Below are 19,026 nucleotides of genomic sequence, written 5' to 3' on the forward strand. Positions count from 1 at the left end.
GTTTCCCCGCTAGGCGCACATCGGTAGCATGCTTGCCATTGAATAGCGGGTGAGGCCGGCATGATCGAGTGGTTGATGTATATCGTCCTGGGCGCGGCCCTGGGCACCGTGGGTGGTCTGTTCGGCATTGGTGGCGGCCTGATCGCGATTCCGGCGCTGGGGGTGCTGTTCGGCCTGGATCAGCAACTGGCCCAGGGGACGGCGCTGGTCATGGTGGTGCCCAACGTGATGCTGGCGCTGTGGCGTTATCACCAGCGCAACCGCATCGAGGCGCGGCATGCGTTGCCGTTGGCGGCGGCCGGTTTCGTCTTCGCCTGGCTCGGTTCGCTGTGGGCCGTGGGTGTGGATGCGCGGGCGATGCGCATTGGTTTCGTCGCGTTTCTCGTGGCCCTGGCGGCCTGGAACGTGGTGAGGATGTTCATGAAGACTTCGCCGCCTTCCAGTGAACTGCGTCATCCCTGGCCGTGGCTGGGTGTGCTGGGCAGTTTTTCCGGGGTGATGGGGGGCTTGTTCGGCGTTGGTGGCGCGGTGGTGGCGACGCCGGTGCTGACCAGTGTGTTCGGCACGACCCAGGTGGTCGCACAAGGCCTTTCGCTGGCCCTGGCCTTGCCGAGTACGGCGGTGACTCTGGCGACCTACGGTTTCCACCAGCATGTGGAATGGACCATGGGTATCCCGCTGGCGGTAGGTGGCCTGCTCAGCATCAGTTGGGGGGTGAAGCTGGCGCATGCGATGCCGGAGAAGATGCTGCGCTCGCTGTTCTGTGGATTCCTGGTGGTCTGCGCGCTGATGCTCGGCTTCAAAATCTAGACCCAAATCCACGGAACAACACAAAACCCTGTGGGAGCTGGCTTGCCAGCGATGAGGCCAGACCTGACAACATCTTTGTCATTTTTGTCATTGCCGGCCAAATCGCTGGCAAGCCAGCTCCCACAGGTGTATTCAGCGGCGAACCTGCTTTAGGGTCTCGGCAATCAGAAACGCCAGCTCTAGCGACTGATCGGCATTCATCCGCGGATCACAGTGCGTGTGATACCGATCGGACAAGCCATCCTCGGTAATCGGCCGCGCGCCACCGATGCACTCGGTGACATTCTGCCCGGTCATCTCGATATGAATCCCGCCGGCATGGGTCCCTTCGGCCTGGTGCACCTGGAAGAACTGCTTCACCTCGCTGAGGATCTGCGCGAAATCCCGGGTCTTGTAGCCGCTACTGGCCTTGATGGTGTTGCCGTGCATCGGGTCCGAGCTCCACAGCACCTGGCGGCCTTCGCGCTCGACGCTGCGGATCAGGTTGGGCAGATGATCACCGACTTTCTCCGCACCCATGCGCACGATCAGGTTGAGGCGCCCCGGGTCGTTGGCCGGGTTGAGAATATCGATCAGGCGGATCAGCTCCTCGGTGTTCATGCTCGGGCCGACCTTGACCCCGATCGGGTTGTTTACCCCACGCAGGAATTCGACATGGGCGCCGTCCAGCTGACGGGTCCGGTCGCCGATCCAGAGCATGTGTGCCGAGCAGTCGAACCAGTCGCCGGTCAGGCTGTCCTGGCGCACGAAGGCCTGCTCGTAATTAAGCAGCAGTGCTTCGTGGGCCGTGAAGAAGCTGGTCTCGCGCAGTTGCGGTGCGGTGTCCAGGCCGCAGGCGCGCATGAAGGACAGGGTCTCGTCGATGCGGTCGGCGAGCTGGCTGTATTTTTCGGCCAGGGCCGAGTTGGCGATGAAGTCCAGGTTCCACTTGTGCACCTGGTGCAGGTCGGCGAAACCGCCCTGGGCGAAGGCGCGCAGCAGGTTGAGGGTGGCAGTGGCCTGGTGGTAGGACTGCAGCAGGCGCTCCGGGTCCGGCACGCGGCTTTTTTCGTCGAAGCCGATGCCGTTGACGATGTCGCCGCGGTAGGCCGGCAGGGTCACGCCGCCGATGGTTTCATCACCGGAGGAGCGCGGCTTGGCGAACTGCCCGGCCATGCGCCCGACCTTCACCACCGGGCAGCCGGCGGCGAAAGTCATGACGATCGCCATCTGCAGCAGGACCTTGAAGGTGTCGCGGATCTTCGCGGCGGAGAACTCGGCGAAGCTTTCCGCGCAGTCGCCACCCTGGAGCAGGAAGGCACGGCCCTGGGTCACCTCGGCGAACTGCCGGCGCAGCTCGCGGGCTTCCCCGGCGAACACCAGCGGCGGGTAGCTGGCCAGGGTCTGTTCGACCTTGAGCAGGTGGGCGGCGTCGGGGTAGACGGGTTGTTGCTGGATCGGCAGGGCGCGCCAGCTTTCGGGACTCCAGGGTTGGCTCATCACAGGCTCGGTTGTTTTATTGGCTGAGGCAAAAATGCATGCCTGCCATGCTATCACCCGGGACACGCCTTGTTGCACTGCGCGCATTGACGGACAATGCCGGCTTTTGCTTGGGGCACACAGGGTTGCCGGGAGACAGCATGACAGAGCGGGAAGAGCGGCTGCTGGCGCAGGTGCACGACCAGTTCGGCACCATCAGCGTGTACGAGGTCGAGGACTACCGCTTCCTGGAGTTCGGCGAGGCCATCGAGCAGAGCTGCGTGTTCACCGCCGATCCGAGCTGGCTGGAGTACGACTACACCCGCGCCATGCTGGTCGGCGCGCTGTGCCATGAACAGCCGGAAAGCGCGCTGTTTCTCGGCCTCGGTGCCGGCACCCTGACCCAGGCCTGCCTGAAATTCCTGCCGCTGGACGACGTCGAGGCCATCGAACTGCGCCCGGACGTGCCGCGCCTGGCCATCGAGTATCTCGGCCTGGACGACGATCCACGCCTCTACATCCGCGTCGGCGATGCCCTGGAACTGCTGCCCAGCGCCGAGCCGGCGGACCTGATCTTCGTCGACCTGTATACCGACCACGGTCCGGGCGTCGGTCATCTGGCCTGGGGTTTCCTCGAAGACTGCCAGAAGCGCCTGAATCCCGGCGGCTGGCTGGTGATCAACCAGTGGGCCGGCGACGATGGCCGACCGCTGGGCGCGGCCTTGCTGCGCGGCCTGTATTCCCGGCACTACTGGGAACTGCCGGTGAAGGAGGGCAACGTGATCCTGCTGGTGCCCGCCGACCTCGACCAGACCCTCGACGAAGCCGGGCTGCGCGCCCGTGCCGAAGCCCTGGCGCCGCGCCTGGGTTACTCCTTGCAATACCTGATCGAGGTGATCCGCCCGGCGTCCTGAGTAAATCGTTTCAGCGAGCAAGCCCCCGTGTCAGGCAACCTGGGGGCCTTGGAGATCGGCAGGGCTTGTCGTTCCAAGGCTTGCGCTTGTCGTTTTCCGAAAAAAACCTCTCACCGAACGAACGAATTCAGGTATAGTGCGCGCCGGTCTTTTAACGGACCTCGTTCAAGGCAGTGCTCCGAAGTCAACTTCGGCTGCGTGTCCGCTTCGCGGACGCTTCCGGGACGTTCTTTTCTTTATCTTCAATCGTTTTCGCAAATCCCCGCCGACAAAGCTGCCAGGGTGACCTTCGGGTCTTACAAGGCATGCGCAGCTTTGGAGCATGGGTCTTTGCGGATGCACTTAGAGGCAGACCCATGACCCAGGAAACCGGCGGCTTCGCCGCTCTCGATCTTCATCCAAGTATTGTTGCTGCCGTTCTGGCTACCGGCTACGAAGAGCCGTCCGCCATTCAGCAACAATCGATCCCGATCATTCTCGCCGGTCATGACATGATCGGTCAGGCGCAGACCGGTACCGGTAAAACCGCCGCCTTCGCCCTGCCCATCCTGAACCGCATCGACCCGAGCAAGCGCGAGCCGCAAGCCCTGATCCTGGCGCCAACCCGTGAGTTGGCGCTGCAAGTCGCTACCGCATTCGAAACCTACGCCAAGCAGATGCCGGGTGTAACCGTGGTAGCTGTATACGGTGGTGCCCCGATGGGCCCACAACTGAAAGCCATCCGCAACGGCGCGCAAATCGTCGTGGCAACCCCTGGCCGTCTGTGCGACCACCTGCGTCGCGACGAGAAAGTCCTGGCCACCGTGAACCACCTGGTTCTCGACGAAGCCGACGAAATGCTCAAGCTGGGCTTCATGGATGACCTCGAAGTGATCTTCAAGGCCATGCCGGAAAGCCGTCAGACCGTACTGTTCTCGGCCACCCTGCCGGCATCGATCCGTGCCATCGCCGAGCGCCACCTGCGCGAGCCGAAGCACGTCAAGATCCAGAGCAAGACCCAGACCGTGACCGCCATCGAGCAAGCGCACCTGATGGTCCATGCCGACCAGAAGGTTTCCGCTGTCCTGCGTCTGCTGGAAGTGGAAGAGTTCGACGCCCTGATCGCCTTCGTGCGCACCAAGCAGGCCACCCTGGACCTGGCCAGCGCCCTGGAAGCCAAAGGCTACAAGGCCGCTGCGCTGAATGGCGACATCGCCCAGAACCAGCGTGAGCGCGTGATCGACTCGCTCAAGGACGGTCGCCTGGACATCGTCGTCGCTACCGACGTCGCTGCCCGTGGTCTGGACGTACCGCGTATCACCCACGTGTTCAACGTCGACATGCCGTACGATCCGGAGTCCTACGTACACCGTATCGGCCGTACCGGCCGTGCCGGTCGCGAAGGTCGTGCGCTGCTGCTGGTCACCCCGCGTGAGCGCCGCATGCTGCAGGTGATCGAGCGTGTGACCGGGCAGAAGGTTGCCGAAGTTCGCCTGCCGAACGCTCAGGCCGTTCTCGATGCACGCATCAAGAAACTGACCAACAGCCTGGCGCCGCTGGTTGCCGATGCCGAAGCTACTCATGGCGACCTGCTGGACCGCCTGACTGCCGATATCGGTTGCAGCCCGCGTGCCCTGGCCGCAGCCCTGCTGCGCAAGGCCACCAACGGTCAGGCCCTGACCCTGGAAGCCGTGGAGAAAGAGCAACCGCTGGTGCCGTCCTACACGCCGCGTGAGCGTACCGGTGGCGAGCGTTCCGAGCGTAGCGGTGGTGAGCGCGAGCGTCGCGCACCGATGCCGTTGGGCGAAGGTCGTGCCCGTTGCCGTACCGCGCTGGGCGCGCGTGACGGTATCGCCGCGAAGAACCTGCTGGGCGCCATCCTCAACGAAGGCGGCCTGGCCCGCGAAGCCATCGGCCGCATCCAGGTGCGTGACAGCTTCAGCCTCGTTGAGCTGCCGGAAGAAGGTCTGGACCGTCTGCTGGCCAAGCTCAAAGACACCCGCGTTGCCGGCAAGCAGCTGAAGCTGCGCCGTTATCGCGAGGATTGATCCTCGGCTGAATGAAAAATCCCCGACTGGTTCGGGGATTTTTTTTGCCTGTCTGGATGGCTTCCACAATGGTTGCGGCGACGCAGATCCCTGTGGAAGCCGGCGATGAGGCCATCAGAAACACAGAAAAGCATCAGTCGAACCTGTAGATATCCATCCCCAGCGCCCCCAGGGTGAACCCCTGGTGCTCGATCCCGAACCGCTCCCCGGCCCCCCGGGCAAAGTACAGCGGCAGCAGATGCTCATCACTCGGATGATTGCGCACCGCAAACGGTGCCTGCCTGCGGTAGTCCAACAGCGCTGCACTATCGTCAGCCGCCAGCTTCTCCACCATCCAGTCCCGGAAGGCCAGGGCCCATGGCGTCGAGCCGTTGTCGGTCGCACGCCAGTCCAGCTCGCCGAGGTTGTGGGTAATGCTCCCCGAACCGATCAGCAGAATCCCGTCAGCCCGCAGCGAAGCGAGGGCGTGTCCCACTCGTTCCTGCAAGGCGGGGCCCTGCCGGCTGGGCAGCGAGACCTGGACCACCGGAATATCCGCCTGCGGATACATCAGCGACAGCGGTACCCAGGCGCCGTGGTCGAACGGCCGTTTCGGATCCAGCCCGGCGGGCAGGCCCGCCTCCTGGAGCAGCCCGGCCACACGCTCGGCCAGCGCCGGATCGCCGGGCGCCGGGTACTGCACGGCGAACAGCGCAGGCGGGAAGCCGCCAAAGTCATGCCAGGTGGCCGGGTGCGCTGCGCTGGCGACCCGCAGGTCGTGGCTTTCCCAGTGGGCCGAGACCACGACGATGGCCTTGGGTCGCGGCAGGCTGGCGGCCAGCCGTGCCAGGGCCGGACCGCTTTCGCCCGGTTCCAGGGCCAACATGGGTGAACCATGGGAAATGAACAGGCTGGGAAGCATGCTGAGTGTCCTGAGAGGTATGATGGCCACTATCTTCAGGCAGATCATTGATCTAATTCCAATATAAGTTTTCGCAGTATTTGATCGAAATCTTCGAGGTCAGCATGCAAGCGGATTTTTGGCACAAGCGCTGGGAGCGCAATCAGATCGGTTTCCACCAGGACCAGGTCAATCCTTATCTGGCGCGGTATTGGCCAACCCTGATGATCGACGCTGGCAGCCGGGTGCTGGTGCCCCTGTGCGGCAAGAGCCTGGACCTGGCCTGGCTGGCGGGGCAGGGGCTGCGGGTGCTGGGCGTGGAACTGTCGCAGCGGGCGGTGGAGGATTTCTTTGCCGAACAGCAGGTGCAGCCGGAGCGCTATCAGCACGGTGCTTTCAGTTGCTATCGCAGTGAGGGTGTGGAGATCTGGTGCGGGGATTTCTTCGCGCTGACTGCCGAGGATGTAGCTGATTGCGTGGGGCTGTACGACCGTGCGGCGTTGATTGCCTTGCCGCCGGAGATGCGCCGGCGCTACGTGGCGCACCTGGGGGCAATATTGCCCAAGGGCTGCCGTGGCGTGCTGGTGACCATGGACTATGACCAGTCGAAGCTGGACGGCCCGCCGTTCTCGGTGGCGGATGCTGAGGTGCAGGCGCTGTATGCCGGGCGCTGGCAGGTGAGTGAGGAGGCGGTGCAGGACATTCTTGGGGAGAGCTGGAAGTTCGTGCAGGCGGGTGTCGGTAGCCTGTTGGAACGGGCCTACATTCTCAGAAGCTGAACGCCTAACCTGTGGGAGCTGGCTTGCCAGCGATTGCGGCGGTGAATTCACCACAGCTATCGCTGGCAAGCCAGCTCCCACAGAGGTTGACGGTGTGCCATGAAAAAGCCCGCCGAAGCGGGCTTTTCCTGTTACGGGTATCGCTTAACCGCGGCGACGCAGGGCTTCGATGCGGTCTTCCAGCGGCGGGTGGCTCATCAGCAGGCCGGCCAGACCGTTCTTCAGGCCGCCGTTGATGCCGAAGGCGCTCATGGTGCTTGGCATCTGCACTGGCACGCCCTGTTCCGAACGCAAGCGCTGCAGCGCGTTGATCATCGCCCCGGTGCCGGCCAGGCGGGCACCAGCGTCGTCGGCGCGGAATTCGCGTTTGCGCGAGAACCACATGACGATGATGCTGGCGAGGATGCCCAGGATCAGCTCGGCGATGATGGTCGCGATGTAGTAGGCAATGCCCTGGCCTTCTTCGTTCTTGAAGATCACCTTGTCGACGAAGTTACCGAAGATCCGCGCGAAGAACATCACGAAGGTGTTCACCACGCCCTGGACCAGCGCCAGGGTGACCATGTCGCCGTTGGCGACGTGGCCGATCTCGTGGGCCAGCACGGCACGCACTTCATCGGGCGAGAACCGCTCCAGCAGGCCCTGGCTGACCGCGACCAGGGCATCGTTGCGGTTCCAGCCGGTGGCGAAGGCGTTGGCCTCGTAGGCCGGGAAGATACCCACCTCCGGCATCTTGATGCCGGCGTTGCGGGACAGCTCCTCGACGGTCTGCAGCAGCCATTGCTCATGGCGGGTACGCGGCTGGCTGATGATCTGGGTGCCAGTGCTCATCTTCGCCATCCACTTGGAGATGAACAGCGAGATCAGTGAGCCGGCGAAGCCGAACACGGCACAGAACACCAGCAACGAGTCGAGTTTCAGGTCGACCCCGTTAGCCGCCATGATCCCGTTGAAGCCGAACAGGCTCAGGGTGATGCTGGCAACCAGCACGACCGCAAGGTTGGTGGCTACAAACAGCAAAATGCGCATCATGGTTGTTACGTTCTCCTGACGGATGGATATGTAGCGTATGCGGCTATATAAGGTGCGCGCCCCGGTGATTCAACTGATCGACTATTTCAAACTGTGTACGCGTCTGACCGTCGGGCACGCCAATCCAACCCGCGGCCCAGAGCCGCGGGTGGAAAAATCTGACGAGAGGAGTGTCGATACCCGCGTTTTTCCTACACGGGTATGACTGTAGGTTACTGCCGATAGGACTTCAGGAAATTTCCGATACGTCCGATGGCCTGCTCCAGGTCATCGACCCGTGGCAAGGTCACCACGCGGAAGTGGTCCGGGCTTGGCCAGTTGAAGGCGGTACCCTGGACGACCAGCAGTTTTTCCGAAAGCAGCAGATCAAGGACGAATTTCTCGTCGTTGAAGATCGGGCAGACCTTCGGGTCGATCCGCGGGAAGGCATAGAGCGCACCCATTGGCTTGACACAACTGACGCCGGGGATGTCGTTGAGCAGCTCCCAGGTGCGGTTGCGCTGTTCCAGCAGGCGGCCGGCGGGCAGGACCAGGTCGTTGATGCTCTGGTAGCCGCCAAGGGCGGTCTGGATCGCGTGCTGCGACGGCACGTTGGCGCACAGGCGCATGTTGGCCAGGATATCCAGGCCTTCGATGTAGCTCTGGGCGTGCTGCTTGGGCCCGGAGATGATCAGCCAGCCGGAACGGAAGCCGGCGACCCGGTACGACTTGGACAGGCCGTTGAAGGTCAGGCACAGCAGGTCGGGGGCCAGGGAAGCGGTGCTGACGTGCACGGCTTCGTCGTAGAGGATCTTGTCGTAGATCTCGTCGGAGAACACCACCAGGTTGTGCTGGCGTGCCAGCTCGAGCATGCCCAGCAGGACTTCGCGGGAGTACACCGCGCCGGTCGGGTTGTTCGGGTTGATGATCACCAGGGCCTTGGTGTTCGGGGTGATCTTCGCCTTGATGTCTTCCAGGTCAGGGAACCAGTCGGCACCCTCGTCGCACAGGTAGTGCACCGGACGGCCACCGGCCAGGCTCACGGCGGCGGTCCACAGCGGGTAGTCGGGAGCCGGGATCAGCACTTCGTCGCCGTTGTTGAGCAGGGCCTGCATCGACATCACGATCAGCTCGGACACGCCGTTGCCGAGGTAGATGTCCTCGATGCCGACGCCTTCGATCTGCTTCTGCTGGCAGTACTGCATGACTGCCTTGCGCGCGCTGAACAGGCCCTTGGAGTCGCTGTAGCCCTGGGCGGTCGGCAGGTTGCGGATCACGTCCTGGAGAATTTCTTCCGGCGCTTCGAAACCAAAGGGCGCCGGGTTGCCGATGTTCAGCTTGAGGATGCGATGGCCTTCCTCCTCCAGGCGTTTGGCGTGCTTGAGCACCGGGCCGCGAATGTCATAGCAGACATTGGCGAGCTTGTTCGATTTGCTGACCTGCATGATGTGATCCCGATAATGAAGATATCGCCGCCTGCCGCGCCTTTAAAAGGTTTGAAAAGCGGGTAACCCGGGTGCCAGACTGATGTCTGAATTGAGGCGCAATAATACGTCTCGCCCGTGCCGACGAAAAGAAGCAGCACGGGCTTTTTATTTGCCGAGGCCTGCCCATGGAAAAGATTGAGAATACCCTAGAAGAATGGCGTGCGATGCTCGACCCCGCGCAGTACCAGGTCTGTCGCCTGAAGGGCACTGAACGCCCGTTCAGCGGAAAGTACAATTCGACCAAGACCGATGGCGTCTACCATTGCATCTGCTGCCAGGCGCCGCTGTTCGATTCCCGCGCCAAGTTCGACTCCGGCTGCGGCTGGCCGAGCTTCTACGAGCCGATCGAGGACAGCGCGATGATCGAGATCCGCGACACGTCCCACGGCATGATCCGTACCGAAGTCACCTGCTCGCGCTGCGACGCGCACCTGGGCCATGTGTTTCCCGATGGCCCGCCGCCGACCGGCCTGCGCTACTGCATCAATTCCGTCTGTCTGGAACTGCAACCGCGCTGAAGCGCGGGTTCTCAACAATCAAGGAGTGGCCTATGGCTTTGCTGGAGATTCCCTGCACCACCATCAAGGGCGAACAGAAGACCCTCGCGGACTTTCCGGCCAAGGCGGTGCTGATCGTCAACACCGCCAGCCAGTGCGGCTTCACCCCGCAGTACAAGGGGCTGGAAAAGCTCTGGCAGGATTATCGCGAGCGTGGCCTGGTGGTCCTTGGCTTCCCCTGCAACCAGTTCGGCAAGCAGGAGCCGGGGGATGAAAAGGCCATTTCGCAGTTCTGCGAGCTGAACTTCGGCGTCAGCTTTCCGCTGTTCCGCAAGGTCGACGTCAATGGCCCGGGCGCCCACCCGCTGTTCGTCGAGCTGAAGAAGCGTGCGCCGGGCCTGCTCGGTTCCCAGGGGATCAAGTGGAACTTCACCAAGTTCCTGCTGGACCCGAAGACCGGCAGCGTCAGCCGTTATGCTCCCACCACCAAGCCGGATGCCCTGAGCGCCAGCATCGAAGCGCTGCTCAAGTGATCGGCGGCGAGGCCCAGTGGTCGATCAGGGCCTCCAGTTCCTCGCGCCGGAACGGTTTGGCCAGGTAGTCGTTCATGCCCGCAGCGCGGCAGCGTTCGCGCTCCTCGGGCATGGCATTGGCGGTCAGGGCGACGATCGGCAGGTTCGGCCAGCGTCCGCTCTGGCGGATGCGCCGGCTGGCTTCGTAGCCGTCCATCACCGGCATGTTGCAGTCCATCAGGACCAGATCGAACGGGCCGCCCTCCAGTTGCTCCAGGGCTTCGGCGCCATGGGCGGCAACGCTCACTTCGCAGCCGAGCTTGGCCAGCATGCCCTTGGCCACCAGTTGGTTGACCGGGTTGTCCTCGACCAGCAGGATCCGTCCCCGGCCGGTACTGGCCGGTTTGTCGGTCTGTTCCACTGACGCTCCTTCGTCCACCCGTGCAAGCACCCGGCGCAAGGCCTGGTACAGCGCGCTGCGCGCCAGCGGCCGGGCCTGTTGCTGCAGCGGCGCCAGGCTCGCCGCCTGCTCGCCCGGAAGGAAGTTACCGTAGGCGGTAATCAGCAGGATCGGCGCCTTGCTCGCCGGGCGCAGGGTCAGGACGCAGTCCAGGTCATCGGTGATCAGCAGGTCGGGGCTGTCGCCATCGAGTTGATCGTGGCTATCCAGGCGCTTGTAGTGCAGACCCCAGCGGGGCAGCAGGGTCTGCAACAGCTCGGCCAGGCCGCTCTTGGCATTGCTGATGGCCACCACCTGGCCGCGCAGCGGGTCCGGCATGATCGCCGCGGTATGGGCGGGGAGCGGCAGTTCGGCGCTGAATTGGCTGCCAAAGCCGCTCTCTGAACTGATGCTCAGGCGTCCGTGCATGGCCTCGCAGAGGTTGTTGGTCAGGGTCAGGCCGAGGCCGGTGCCACCGTACTGCCGGGTGATGCCGGCGGCAGCCTGGGTGAAGGGCTGGAAGATACGGGTCTGGGCTTCTGCATCGATGCCGATGCCGGTATCGCAGACATCGATGCGCACGCCACCGTTTTGCGTGGTCAGGCGCACGTCGACACGGCCGAAACGGGTGAACTTGAGGGCATTGGACAGCAGGTTGCTGACGATCTGCCGGACCCGGGTCGGGTCGCCAAGAACCAGGTAGGGAAATTTCGGATCGATCAGGCAGGTCAGTTCGACGTTGGGCGCGGTGTTCTGCGACAACAGGTTGGCGGTGTCCTCCACCAGCGCGCCGAGGTCGAAGGGAATGCGTTCCAACTCCAGCTGGCCGGCGTCGAACTTGGACAGGTCGAGGATATCGTTGAGCAGTTCCACCAGAACCTTGCCCGAATCGTGGGCAATCGACAGCTGCTGGCGCTGCTCGGTGGTCAGCGGGCTGTCCAGCGACAGGGCGATCATGCCCAGCAGGCCGTTGAGCGGGGTGCGGATCTCGTGGCTCATGTTGGCCAGAAAGGCGGCGCGGGCCTGGGCCATGTCGAGGGCGCGGCGGCGGGCGTCTTCCAGTTCGAGGTTGGACTGGCTGAGGCGATTGTTGCTCGCCTTGAGTTCGTTGGTGCGCGCCGAGACGATGTTTTCCAGTTGGTTGAGGTAATCGGTGAGGCGGTTTTCTGCCGTGCGCCGTTGCTGGATCTCGGTGGCCATGGTGACGAACTGCTGGTTGGCGACCTTGACCAGTACCCCGATTTCGTCGTGTTCGTGGCCGACCGGAAAGGGCAGTTTGCCTTGCTTGCCATTCTGTGGGTCGCTGTGGCTCAGAGCGCTGATGACCCGCACCAGCGGTTTGGTCAGCATCATGTAGAACAGCGCCAGGAGAAGGCCGGTCAGCAGCAGGCTGCGCACGAAGCCGTTGAGCAGGGTGACTTCCGCACGCTTGAGGAAGCGGCTGCCGAAGGCGAAGGTGTCGACGTCGATGTACAGGGTGCCCAGGTACTCGCTGGGCATGTGGCTGAGAAACAGGCGATTGCGGAATTCCCGGGTGTTGCCGAACAGGAAGTCGCTGATCGCCCGGTAGGCGCTTTCCTCGCGGGGGCGCTGCATATCGGCGAGGACCGTGTCGTTGTTATCGATCAGGCGGGCGCGAATGATCGCCGGGGACTGCAGCAGGCCGAGGGTCAGCTCCTGGGCCAGTTCGGCGTCGATGTTATAGGCGATACGCGATGCGGTGTTGTGGCTGATATCCAGCAGGGCCTGCATCTCGCGGTTGATGGAAGCGTCTTCGCTGGCATAATCGATGCCTATCTGGATGAGACTGAGCAAGGTTCCCAGGATGAAGCCGACGAGGACGGTCAACCGGGCTTGCTTGTACGACAGGCGATTGGTGAACTTGATATCCATGGTCCCGAGCCAGTTCCACATTCCATGCGCTGCGCAAGCATAGCCGATCAACCCCGGCTGCTGGCATGTACTGTCACACATTCAGTTCACTCGTTATTGACTGATCTGACCGAGGAATTCTTCGTGGACTCTCGTTTGAATGCGTTTCTCGATCGCGCCGAAAGTGTCCTGGCGCGTCTCGAACCCCTGTTGCCGATGTCTCGCCCGGAGATCGACTGGAGCACGTGCCTGGCTGCGCGCTGGCAGCGTGACGGGCGTAGCGGTTTTCTCCTGCCGCTGGACGTGAGCCTGGACATTCGCCTGTCCGACCTGATCGGGGTGGATCAGCAGCGTGACCAGTTGGGCCGCAATACCCGTCAGTTCCTCGATGGCATGCCGGCCAACCACGCGTTGCTGTGGGGTTCCCGGGGCACCGGCAAATCGTCGCTGGTGCGCGCCTTGCTTGCCGAGTACGCCGGCGCCGGCCTGCGCCTGATCGAGATCGAGCGCGATCACCTGGCCGACCTGCCGCGGGTGGTCGAGCAACTGCACAAGTTGCCGCAGCGCTTCGTGCTGTTCTGCGATGACCTTTCCTTTGAAGCCGGGGAGGGCGATTACCGGGTACTGAAGAGCGTGCTCGACGGTTCCCTGGAGCAGGCGCCGGACAACGTGTTGTTGTACGCCACCTCGAACCGCCGCCATCTGGTGCCGGAAAAGCAAAGCGACAACGAAAACTGGAAGATGGTCGACGGCGAGTTGCATCCCAACGAAGCCGTGGAGGACAAGATTGCCCTGTCCGACCGTTTCGGCTTGTGGCTGTCGTTCTACCCGTTCAGCCAGGAGCATTTCCTCGATGTCGTCGAGCACTGGATCAGCCAGTTGGCCAAGGGCCCGGGGCTGGCCTGGGCGCGCGACGAAGAACTGGACAAGGCCGCGATCCGCTGGGCAACCGGCCGCGACAACCGTAATGGCCGTTGTGCCTATCAGTTCGCCCGCTACTGGGTCGGACTCAAACTGCTGGAGCAACATAGATGATCGATTTGAATGCGGCGGGCGCCGGCCTGGGTGGTTACGCGCTGCTGGCGGCGCAACTGGAGGCCCTGCTTTCCGGTGAGCGTGATTTCATTGCCAACGCCGCGCAGTTTTCTGCCTTCCTCTATAGCCAGGTCGAGGACTTGAACTGGGCAGGTTTCTATCTCAACCGCGATGGCGAGCTGGTCCTGGGTCCGTTCCAGGGCCAGGTGGCCTGCGTGCGCATCGCCTTCGGGCGTGGCGTGTGCGGCGCGGCGGCGGCGAGCCTGGAGACCCAGCGTGTCGAGGATGTGCATGCATTCCCCGGGCATATCGCCTGCGACAGCGCTTCCAACAGCGAGTTGGTGATTCCGCTGGTCAAGGAAGGCCGGTTGATTGGTGTACTGGATCTGGACAGCCCGAAGCTGGCGCGCTTCGCTGTGGCGGATCAGGTGGGGCTGGAGCGCCTGGTGGAGATTTTCCTGCAGGCGACTGACTGCAACTTCTAGCGGCAAGCCATAAGCTTCAAGCTGCAAGAAAAAGCCCGGTTACCGCGGACGGCTTTCTTGCAGCTTGAGGCTCGAAGCTTGTGGCTGGTTGTTCAGTCGTAGATGACCTTCTTCTTCCAGTTCTCTTCCTCGTCCGACTTCAAGCCCTCGGTCAGGGCGTTGACGTCGTCGGCGCTGGGTTCGATGGTGTCCAGGACCATGGCGTTGGCCCGGTTCAGCATCTTCTCCATATATTCCAGCTGCTCGCGATACTGCGCGGGCTCCGGTTGCTTGCGCAGGTACTGCACGCCGCGCTCGAAGGCCAGGCGGGCATGCCCCGGCTGGTTCTGTTGCAGGGCCGCCTGGCCGAGGTTATTGAAGAACTCGATATGCAGCACCACGAGGATGTGGCGGATTTCCTTGACCCAGTACTTGGCTTCGTTGGTGGCCAGGAAACCTTCCTGGCAGGCACGCACCACCTGGCTGTGCAGCGCCTCCAGGAGGAAACGGATGTCCTTGGCCTTGGCTTCGGTCTGGATCGGCGAGGGCGGGTTGGTCACCGGCAGCGATTCGCCCTGGGCGATCAGGGTGTCCAGTTCGCCGATGCGTGCGCGGATGGCATCGTTGCTCTTGTCCAGGGCCAACTGGCGCTGGTTGAGGTTGAGTTCGAGGCGGGTCAGCAGCAGCTTGAGGGCCGGGTTCATCAACTGGCCGGGGAAGGTTTCGGTGATCTCGCCCACGCGACGCAGGCGGTCGGCCAGCTCGACCTTCAGGCGCGCGCGCTCCAGCTTGTTGTTCTCGACCACATTGTTCAGGTAGCCGATCACGATCAGCAAGGCGATACCCGCCACTATAAGCAGGGTAATCATTAGTGGTGTCACCGTTCACGCCTCGTCAGTCAGGTATACCGATTGAGTGTAGTGGCTTCCCATTTGCCCGGATAGAGCAGTTTGGCAGAAGCCGGCAGGGGATTGATGGCAATTTGCCGTGAGTCACAGTTGGACAACAGGATCTCCGCTTTTTCTGTGTCGGCATGGCTGCTGGAAACAAGAGGGCGGGGGCTGCCCGGAAGTCTGAAAACGCTTCGAAGTCATTGATTTAAATAAATTTCTATTTGGGGGTTGACGACCTCTCAAAGCATCCCTAGAATGCGCGCCACTTGCAGCGTAAAGCACACAGCGAAACGCGGCAGGGAGTGAAAAGTTGTAGCGTGTCCCCTTCGTCTAGTGGCCTAGGACACCGCCCTTTCACGGCGGTAACAGGGGTTCGAGTCCCCTAGGGGACGCCAATGCGGGAATAGCTCAGTTGGTAGAGCACGACCTTGCCAAGGTCGGGGTCGCGAGTTCGAGTCTCGTTTCCCGCTCCAGTTTACAAAGGCTTCGCTTAACGGCGGGGCTTGTAAAAATCCAGTATCGAGGCCCATGCTTCTGATGCTGGTCACTGAAATGAACGAAAGTCGTTTCAGGAAGAGTCCCCTTCGTCTAGTGGCCTAGGACACCGCCCTTTCACGGCGGTAACAGGGGTTCGAGTCCCCTAGGGGACGCCAATATGCGGGAATAGCTCAGTTGGTAGAGCACGACCTTGCCAAGGTCGGGGTCGCGAGTTCGAGTCTCGTTTCCCGCTCCAAATATGGCGCTACTGGATCTTCGGGTCGGGTAGCCAAGAAAAAAGGACCTTCGGGTCCTTTTTTCGTTTCTGCTGAAAAACACAATTCATAAATGCGGCGCGGACCCTGTGGGAGCTGGCTTGCCAGCGATTACGGTAGTGAATTCACCATCGCTATCGCTGGCAAGCCAGCTCCCACAGGGTCCGCGTCGTGCTTTTGCTCAGTTGCTTAGTGCTTGCTGTCCTGCTCGGACATGCTCAGCAACTGCTTCTCCTGGTTCCAGTCGAACGGCTCGTCGTTCTGCTCGGCGGCGTAACGGCGCTCTTCCAGTTCCTGATACAGGTCCAGCTCTTCATCCGGCATGAAGTGCAGGCAGTCACCGCCGAAGAACCACAACAGGTCCCGCGGGACCAGGTGGGCGATCTGTGGATAACGCTGAATGACCTGGCACATCAGGTCCTGGCCCAGGTACTGGCTTTCCAGTGGATCCTGCGGCAGTTGTTCCAGCAGTTCGTCGAAGCGCTCGAGAAACAGTCCGTGGCTTTCTTCCGGGACCTGCTCGGCTTCGCCCAGGGCGGCGAGGATGCTGCGCAGGTGGTTGAGCAGGACGAGGTGGTAGTCCAGGTGTGCATTGGCCATGCTGGCGATCCTCTAAAGCAAAAACGGGCGCGGGAGTATACGGCTCCCCGCGCCCGATGTCCCGGTCGGATGACGATCAGCGCACCTTGCCGGCGCTCGGCAGCAACTCCTCCTTGGTGAAGGCATCGACATCGATGACCTTGCGCCGCGCCGCTTCGGCCGCACGTAGTTTCTCCGCCTGCGCTGTGTCCAGAGCGCCACTGCGCACCGCCGCGTCGATCAGCGATTCGCCGGCATTCACCGTGAATTCGCCTTTCTTCAAGGCATGGCGCAGGTTCTTGTGGGCCTCGGCGCTGTCAGTCAGCAACGCGCTGGCGTGTTGCAGTGCCCCGACCGGGTCCTGTGGATCGGTCGGGCGATAGCACCCGGCGAGCAAGGCCTCCAGTGCCGGATCGCCAGCGCCGCGACCGATCAAGGCGGCAATCTCCGCGTCCAGCTCGTCGCTCGGCCCGGTGTGCCGGCGCCCGAACGGGAACACGATCACCCGCAGCGCACAGCCGAGCAGGCGACTGGGGAAGTTGTCGAGCAGACGGTCCAGCGCCTGTTCCGCCTGGCCGAGGCTTTCCTCCATGGCCCAGCGCAGCAGTGGTTGCAGGTGCGAGGGCGAGTTGAGGTCGTGATAGCGCTTGAGTGCTGCCGAACCCAGGTACAGGTAGCTGAGCACATCGCCCAGTCGCGCCGACAGGCGTTCGCGGCGCTTGAGCTCACCGCCCAGCAGCATCATGCACAGGTCGGCAAGCAGGGCGAAGGCCGCAGCCTGGCGGTTCAGCGCACGGAAATAACCCTGGCTCAGCGGATCACCCGGGACTTTCTCGAAATGCCCGAGGCCCAGGCCAAGCACCAGCGTACTGGCCGCGTTCCCTACGGCGAAACCGACGTGCTGCAACAGCAACTGGTCGAACTCCCGCAGCGCCTGGTCACGGTCCTCGCGTCCGGCCAGGGCCATTTCCTTGAGCACGAATGGATGGCAGCGGATCGCGCCCTGACCGAAGATCATCAGGTTGCGCGAAAGGATATTGGCGCCTTCCACGGTGATGAAGATCGGCGCCCCCTGCCAACTGCGCCCCAGGTAGTTGTTCGGGCCCATGATGATGCCCTTGCCGCCGTGGATATCCATGGCGTGCTGGATGCATTCGCGGCCGCGTTCGGTGAGGTGGTACTTGAGGATCGCCGACAGCACCGAGGGTTTCTCGCCCAGGTCCACGGCCTTGGCGGTGAGCAGGCGGGCGCTGTCCATCAGCCAGGCGTTGCCGCCGATGCGTGCCAGGGACTCCTGGATGCCTTCGAACGCCGCCAGCGGCACGTTGAACTGCTCGCGGATCTGCGCGTACTGGCCGCTGACCAGGCTGGTGAACTTGGCCGCCCCGGTGCCCACTGCCGGCAGGGAGATCGAGCGACCCACCGACAGGCAGTTCATCAGCATCATCCAGCCCTTGCCAAGCATCTCCTGGCCGCCGATCAGGTAGTCCAGGGGGATGAACACGTCCTTGCCTTCGTTGGGGCCGTTCATGAAGGCCGCGCCCAGGGGCAGGTGGCGCTTGCCGATCTCGACGCCGGGTGTATCGGTGGGGATCAGCGCCAGGCTGATGCCCAGTTCTTCCTGGTCACCGAGCAGATGTTCCGGGTCATGGGCCTTGAAGGCCAGGCCTAGCAGGGTGGCGACCGGTCCCAGGGTGATATAGCGCTTTTCCCAGTTCAGGCGCAGGCCGATGACTTCCTCGCCTTTCCACTGGCCCTTGCAGATGATCCCGGTGTCCGGCATAGCACCGGCATCGGAGCCGGCCAGCGGTCCGGTCAGGGCGAAACAGGGGATCTCATCGCCGCGGGCCAGGCGCGGCAGGTAATGGTTGCGTTGTTCGTCGGTGCCGTAGTGCAGCAGCAGTTCGGCCGGGCCGAGGGAGTTGGGGACCATCACGGTGGACGCCAGGTCGCCGCTGCGGGTGGCCAGCTTCATTGCCACCTGGGAGTGGGCGTAGGCGGAGAAACCCTTGCCGCCATATTCCTTGGGAATGATCAGGGCGAAGAAGCCGTGGGTCTTGATGTGTTCCCAGGCTTGCGGTGGCAGGTCCATGTCCTGGCCGATCTGCCAGTCGCTGACCATGGCGCAGAGTTCTTCGGTCGGGCCGTCGATGAAGGCCTGTTCTTCCGCAGTCAGTTCGGATTTCGAGTAGCCCAGCAGGGTGTCCCAGTTCGGCCGGCCGCTGAACAGTTCGCCATCCCACCACACCGTGCCGGCATCGATGGCCTCGCGCTCGGTCACCGACATCGGCGGCAGGGTGCGCTGGAACCAGGCGAACAGCGGTGCGCTGAAGAACTTGCGGCGCAGGTCCGGGAGCAGAAGGGGCAGGGCGATGGCCGCGACCACCAGCAGCAGCAGGAAGGTCAGCCAGCCCGGCGCCCGGGAGAAGATACCCATGGCAATCACGTACACCGCCACCACGGCCAGGGCAGGCAGGGCCGGTGTCCGCCGATGGGCGAGCCAGGCGGCCCCGAGTACGAGCACAAGCAACCACAACAGCAACATAGTCTTTCCTCCTGGAAACCTTTCACGTGTCAGGACATCCGTCAGAGCGTAGTTGCTCTGGGCGTAACGGCC

Annotated in this window: 15 protein-coding genes, 4 tRNA genes and 1 pseudogene; 12 read left to right on the forward strand and 8 right to left on the reverse strand. The window is 62.9% G+C overall.

Going from position 1 to position 19,026, the window contains the following annotated elements; translation table 11 throughout:
* The first annotated feature begins 60 nt into the window (after positions 1-60).
* Entirely contained in the window at positions 61-810 is a 750-nt protein-coding gene (locus tag PSEMO_RS15455; protein ID WP_075803859.1) for a sulfite exporter TauE/SafE family protein, read from the forward strand.
* Between the two features lie 132 nt (positions 811-942).
* Here PSEMO_RS15455 and PSEMO_RS15460 read toward each other — a convergent pair whose 3' ends face one another.
* Complete coding sequence (locus tag PSEMO_RS15460; protein ID WP_075803860.1) at positions 943-2,289, reverse strand: class II 3-deoxy-7-phosphoheptulonate synthase; 1,347 nt, start codon at positions 2,287-2,289, stop codon at positions 943-945.
* Positions 2,290-2,429: 140 nt separating this feature from the next.
* Between PSEMO_RS15460 and PSEMO_RS15465 the strand changes: the two genes are divergently transcribed.
* Positions 2,430-3,182, forward strand: coding sequence for a spermidine synthase (locus tag PSEMO_RS15465; RefSeq protein WP_075803861.1), 753 nt, complete (start codon positions 2,430-2,432; stop codon positions 3,180-3,182).
* Between the two features lie 322 nt (positions 3,183-3,504).
* Positions 3,505-5,209 (forward strand): annotated as a pseudogene (locus PSEMO_RS15470) (DEAD/DEAH box helicase).
* A 133-nt stretch (positions 5,210-5,342) separates the two neighbouring features.
* On the opposite strand, the gene PSEMO_RS15475 reads toward PSEMO_RS15470, so the two are convergent.
* Complete coding sequence (locus PSEMO_RS15475) at positions 5,343-6,110, reverse strand: DODA-type extradiol aromatic ring-opening family dioxygenase (RefSeq protein ID WP_075803863.1); 768 nt, start codon at positions 6,108-6,110, stop codon at positions 5,343-5,345.
* A gap of 104 nt (positions 6,111-6,214) precedes the next feature.
* On the opposite strand from PSEMO_RS15475, the gene PSEMO_RS15480 reads away from it, so the two are divergent.
* Positions 6,215-6,868 (forward strand): thiopurine S-methyltransferase, encoded by a 654-nt coding sequence (locus PSEMO_RS15480; RefSeq protein ID WP_075803991.1) that lies wholly within the window; start codon positions 6,215-6,217, stop codon positions 6,866-6,868.
* 144 nt (positions 6,869-7,012) lie between these two features.
* Here PSEMO_RS15480 and htpX read toward each other — a convergent pair whose 3' ends face one another.
* Positions 7,013-7,900 carry a protease HtpX gene (htpX, locus tag PSEMO_RS15485; protein WP_075803864.1) on the reverse strand — a complete coding sequence of 296 codons (888 nt, stop codon included), beginning with the start codon at positions 7,898-7,900 and terminating at the stop codon, positions 7,013-7,015.
* Positions 7,901-8,112: 212 nt separating this feature from the next.
* Positions 8,113-9,324, reverse strand: a complete 1,212-nt coding sequence (locus PSEMO_RS15490) for a pyridoxal phosphate-dependent aminotransferase (protein WP_075803865.1) — start codon at positions 9,322-9,324, stop codon at positions 8,113-8,115.
* Between the two features lie 167 nt (positions 9,325-9,491).
* Between PSEMO_RS15490 and msrB the strand changes: the two genes are divergently transcribed.
* Positions 9,492-9,884 carry a peptide-methionine (R)-S-oxide reductase MsrB gene (msrB, locus tag PSEMO_RS15495; RefSeq protein WP_075803866.1) on the forward strand — a complete coding sequence of 131 codons (393 nt, stop codon included), beginning with the start codon at positions 9,492-9,494 and terminating at the stop codon, positions 9,882-9,884.
* 32 nt (positions 9,885-9,916) lie between these two features.
* Positions 9,917-10,396: a glutathione peroxidase gene (locus tag PSEMO_RS15500; RefSeq protein WP_075803867.1), complete on the forward strand. Its 480-nt coding sequence runs from the start codon at positions 9,917-9,919 to the stop codon at positions 10,394-10,396.
* On the opposite strand, the gene PSEMO_RS15505 is transcribed toward PSEMO_RS15500, so the two are convergent.
* Positions 10,389-12,707 carry a hybrid sensor histidine kinase/response regulator gene (locus tag PSEMO_RS15505; protein WP_075803868.1) on the reverse strand — a complete coding sequence of 773 codons (2,319 nt, stop codon included), beginning with the start codon at positions 12,705-12,707 and terminating at the stop codon, positions 10,389-10,391. The two genes, PSEMO_RS15500 and PSEMO_RS15505, sit on opposite strands and share 8 nt — an antisense overlap.
* 123 nt (positions 12,708-12,830) lie before the next feature.
* Here PSEMO_RS15505 and PSEMO_RS15510 point away from each other — a divergent pair, with 123 nt between their 5' ends.
* Positions 12,831-13,721, forward strand: coding sequence for an ATP-binding protein (locus PSEMO_RS15510; protein ID WP_075803992.1), 891 nt, complete (start codon positions 12,831-12,833; stop codon positions 13,719-13,721).
* Positions 13,718-14,206 (forward strand): GAF domain-containing protein, encoded by a 489-nt coding sequence (locus PSEMO_RS15515; RefSeq protein WP_075803869.1) that lies wholly within the window; start codon positions 13,718-13,720, stop codon positions 14,204-14,206. Before PSEMO_RS15510 ends, PSEMO_RS15515 begins: the two co-directional genes overlap by 4 nt.
* Positions 14,207-14,298: 92 nt before the next feature.
* Here PSEMO_RS15515 and PSEMO_RS15520 read toward each other — a convergent pair whose 3' ends face one another.
* Positions 14,299-15,066, reverse strand: coding sequence for a hypothetical protein (locus tag PSEMO_RS15520; protein ID WP_075803870.1), 768 nt, complete (start codon positions 15,064-15,066; stop codon positions 14,299-14,301).
* A 331-nt stretch (positions 15,067-15,397) separates the two neighbouring features.
* On the opposite strand from PSEMO_RS15520, the gene PSEMO_RS15525 reads away from it, so the two are divergent.
* From PSEMO_RS15525 to PSEMO_RS15540, 4 genes are all read left to right on the forward strand, one after another.
* A tRNA-Glu gene (locus tag PSEMO_RS15525) sits at positions 15,398-15,473 on the forward strand.
* A gap of 2 nt (positions 15,474-15,475) precedes the next feature.
* Positions 15,476-15,551 (forward strand) — tRNA-Gly (locus PSEMO_RS15530).
* Between the two features lie 104 nt (positions 15,552-15,655).
* Positions 15,656-15,731 (forward strand) — tRNA-Glu (locus tag PSEMO_RS15535).
* Between the two features lie 4 nt (positions 15,732-15,735).
* A tRNA-Gly gene (locus PSEMO_RS15540) sits at positions 15,736-15,811 on the forward strand.
* Positions 15,812-16,019: 208 nt separating this feature from the next.
* On the opposite strand, the gene PSEMO_RS15545 is transcribed toward PSEMO_RS15540, so the two are convergent.
* Positions 16,020-16,430 (reverse strand): PA2817 family protein, encoded by a 411-nt coding sequence (locus PSEMO_RS15545; protein WP_075803871.1) that lies wholly within the window; start codon positions 16,428-16,430, stop codon positions 16,020-16,022.
* 76 nt (positions 16,431-16,506) lie between these two features.
* The gene (locus PSEMO_RS15550; RefSeq protein WP_075803872.1) at positions 16,507-18,954 is read right to left on the reverse strand and encodes an acyl-CoA dehydrogenase; all 2,448 of its coding nucleotides are present in this window, start codon (positions 18,952-18,954) and stop codon (positions 16,507-16,509) included.
* Positions 18,955-19,026: the final 72 nt, after the last annotated feature.

Source organism: Pseudomonas putida, assembly GCF_001941965.1.
GTDB lineage: Bacteria > Pseudomonadota > Gammaproteobacteria > Pseudomonadales > Pseudomonadaceae > Aquipseudomonas > Aquipseudomonas putida_L.

Bases quoted from the DNA above. Each gene is read 5' to 3' on its own strand.
- PSEMO_RS15455 (WP_075803859.1), top strand. From the start codon at position 61: ATGATCGAGTGGTTGATGTATATCGTCCTGGGCGCGGCCCTGGGCACC.
- PSEMO_RS15460 (WP_075803860.1), bottom strand. From the start codon at position 2,289: ATGAGCCAACCCTGGAGTCCCGAAAGCTGGCGCGCCCTGCCGATCCAG.
- PSEMO_RS15465 (WP_075803861.1), top strand. From the start codon at position 2,430: ATGACAGAGCGGGAAGAGCGGCTGCTGGCGCAGGTGCACGACCAGTTC.
- PSEMO_RS15475 (WP_075803863.1), bottom strand. From the start codon at position 6,110: ATGCTTCCCAGCCTGTTCATTTCCCATGGTTCACCCATGTTGGCCCTG.
- PSEMO_RS15480 (WP_075803991.1), top strand. From the start codon at position 6,215: ATGCAAGCGGATTTTTGGCACAAGCGCTGGGAGCGCAATCAGATCGGT.
- htpX (WP_075803864.1), bottom strand. From the start codon at position 7,900: ATGATGCGCATTTTGCTGTTTGTAGCCACCAACCTTGCGGTCGTGCTG.
- PSEMO_RS15490 (WP_075803865.1), bottom strand. From the start codon at position 9,324: ATGCAGGTCAGCAAATCGAACAAGCTCGCCAATGTCTGCTATGACATT.
- msrB (WP_075803866.1), top strand. From the start codon at position 9,492: ATGGAAAAGATTGAGAATACCCTAGAAGAATGGCGTGCGATGCTCGAC.
- PSEMO_RS15500 (WP_075803867.1), top strand. From the start codon at position 9,917: ATGGCTTTGCTGGAGATTCCCTGCACCACCATCAAGGGCGAACAGAAG.
- PSEMO_RS15505 (WP_075803868.1), bottom strand. From the start codon at position 12,707: ATGGATATCAAGTTCACCAATCGCCTGTCGTACAAGCAAGCCCGGTTG.
- PSEMO_RS15515 (WP_075803869.1), top strand. From the start codon at position 13,718: ATGATCGATTTGAATGCGGCGGGCGCCGGCCTGGGTGGTTACGCGCTG.
- PSEMO_RS15545 (WP_075803871.1), bottom strand. From the start codon at position 16,430: ATGGCCAATGCACACCTGGACTACCACCTCGTCCTGCTCAACCACCTG.
- PSEMO_RS15550 (WP_075803872.1), bottom strand. From the start codon at position 18,954: ATGTTGCTGTTGTGGTTGCTTGTGCTCGTACTCGGGGCCGCCTGGCTC.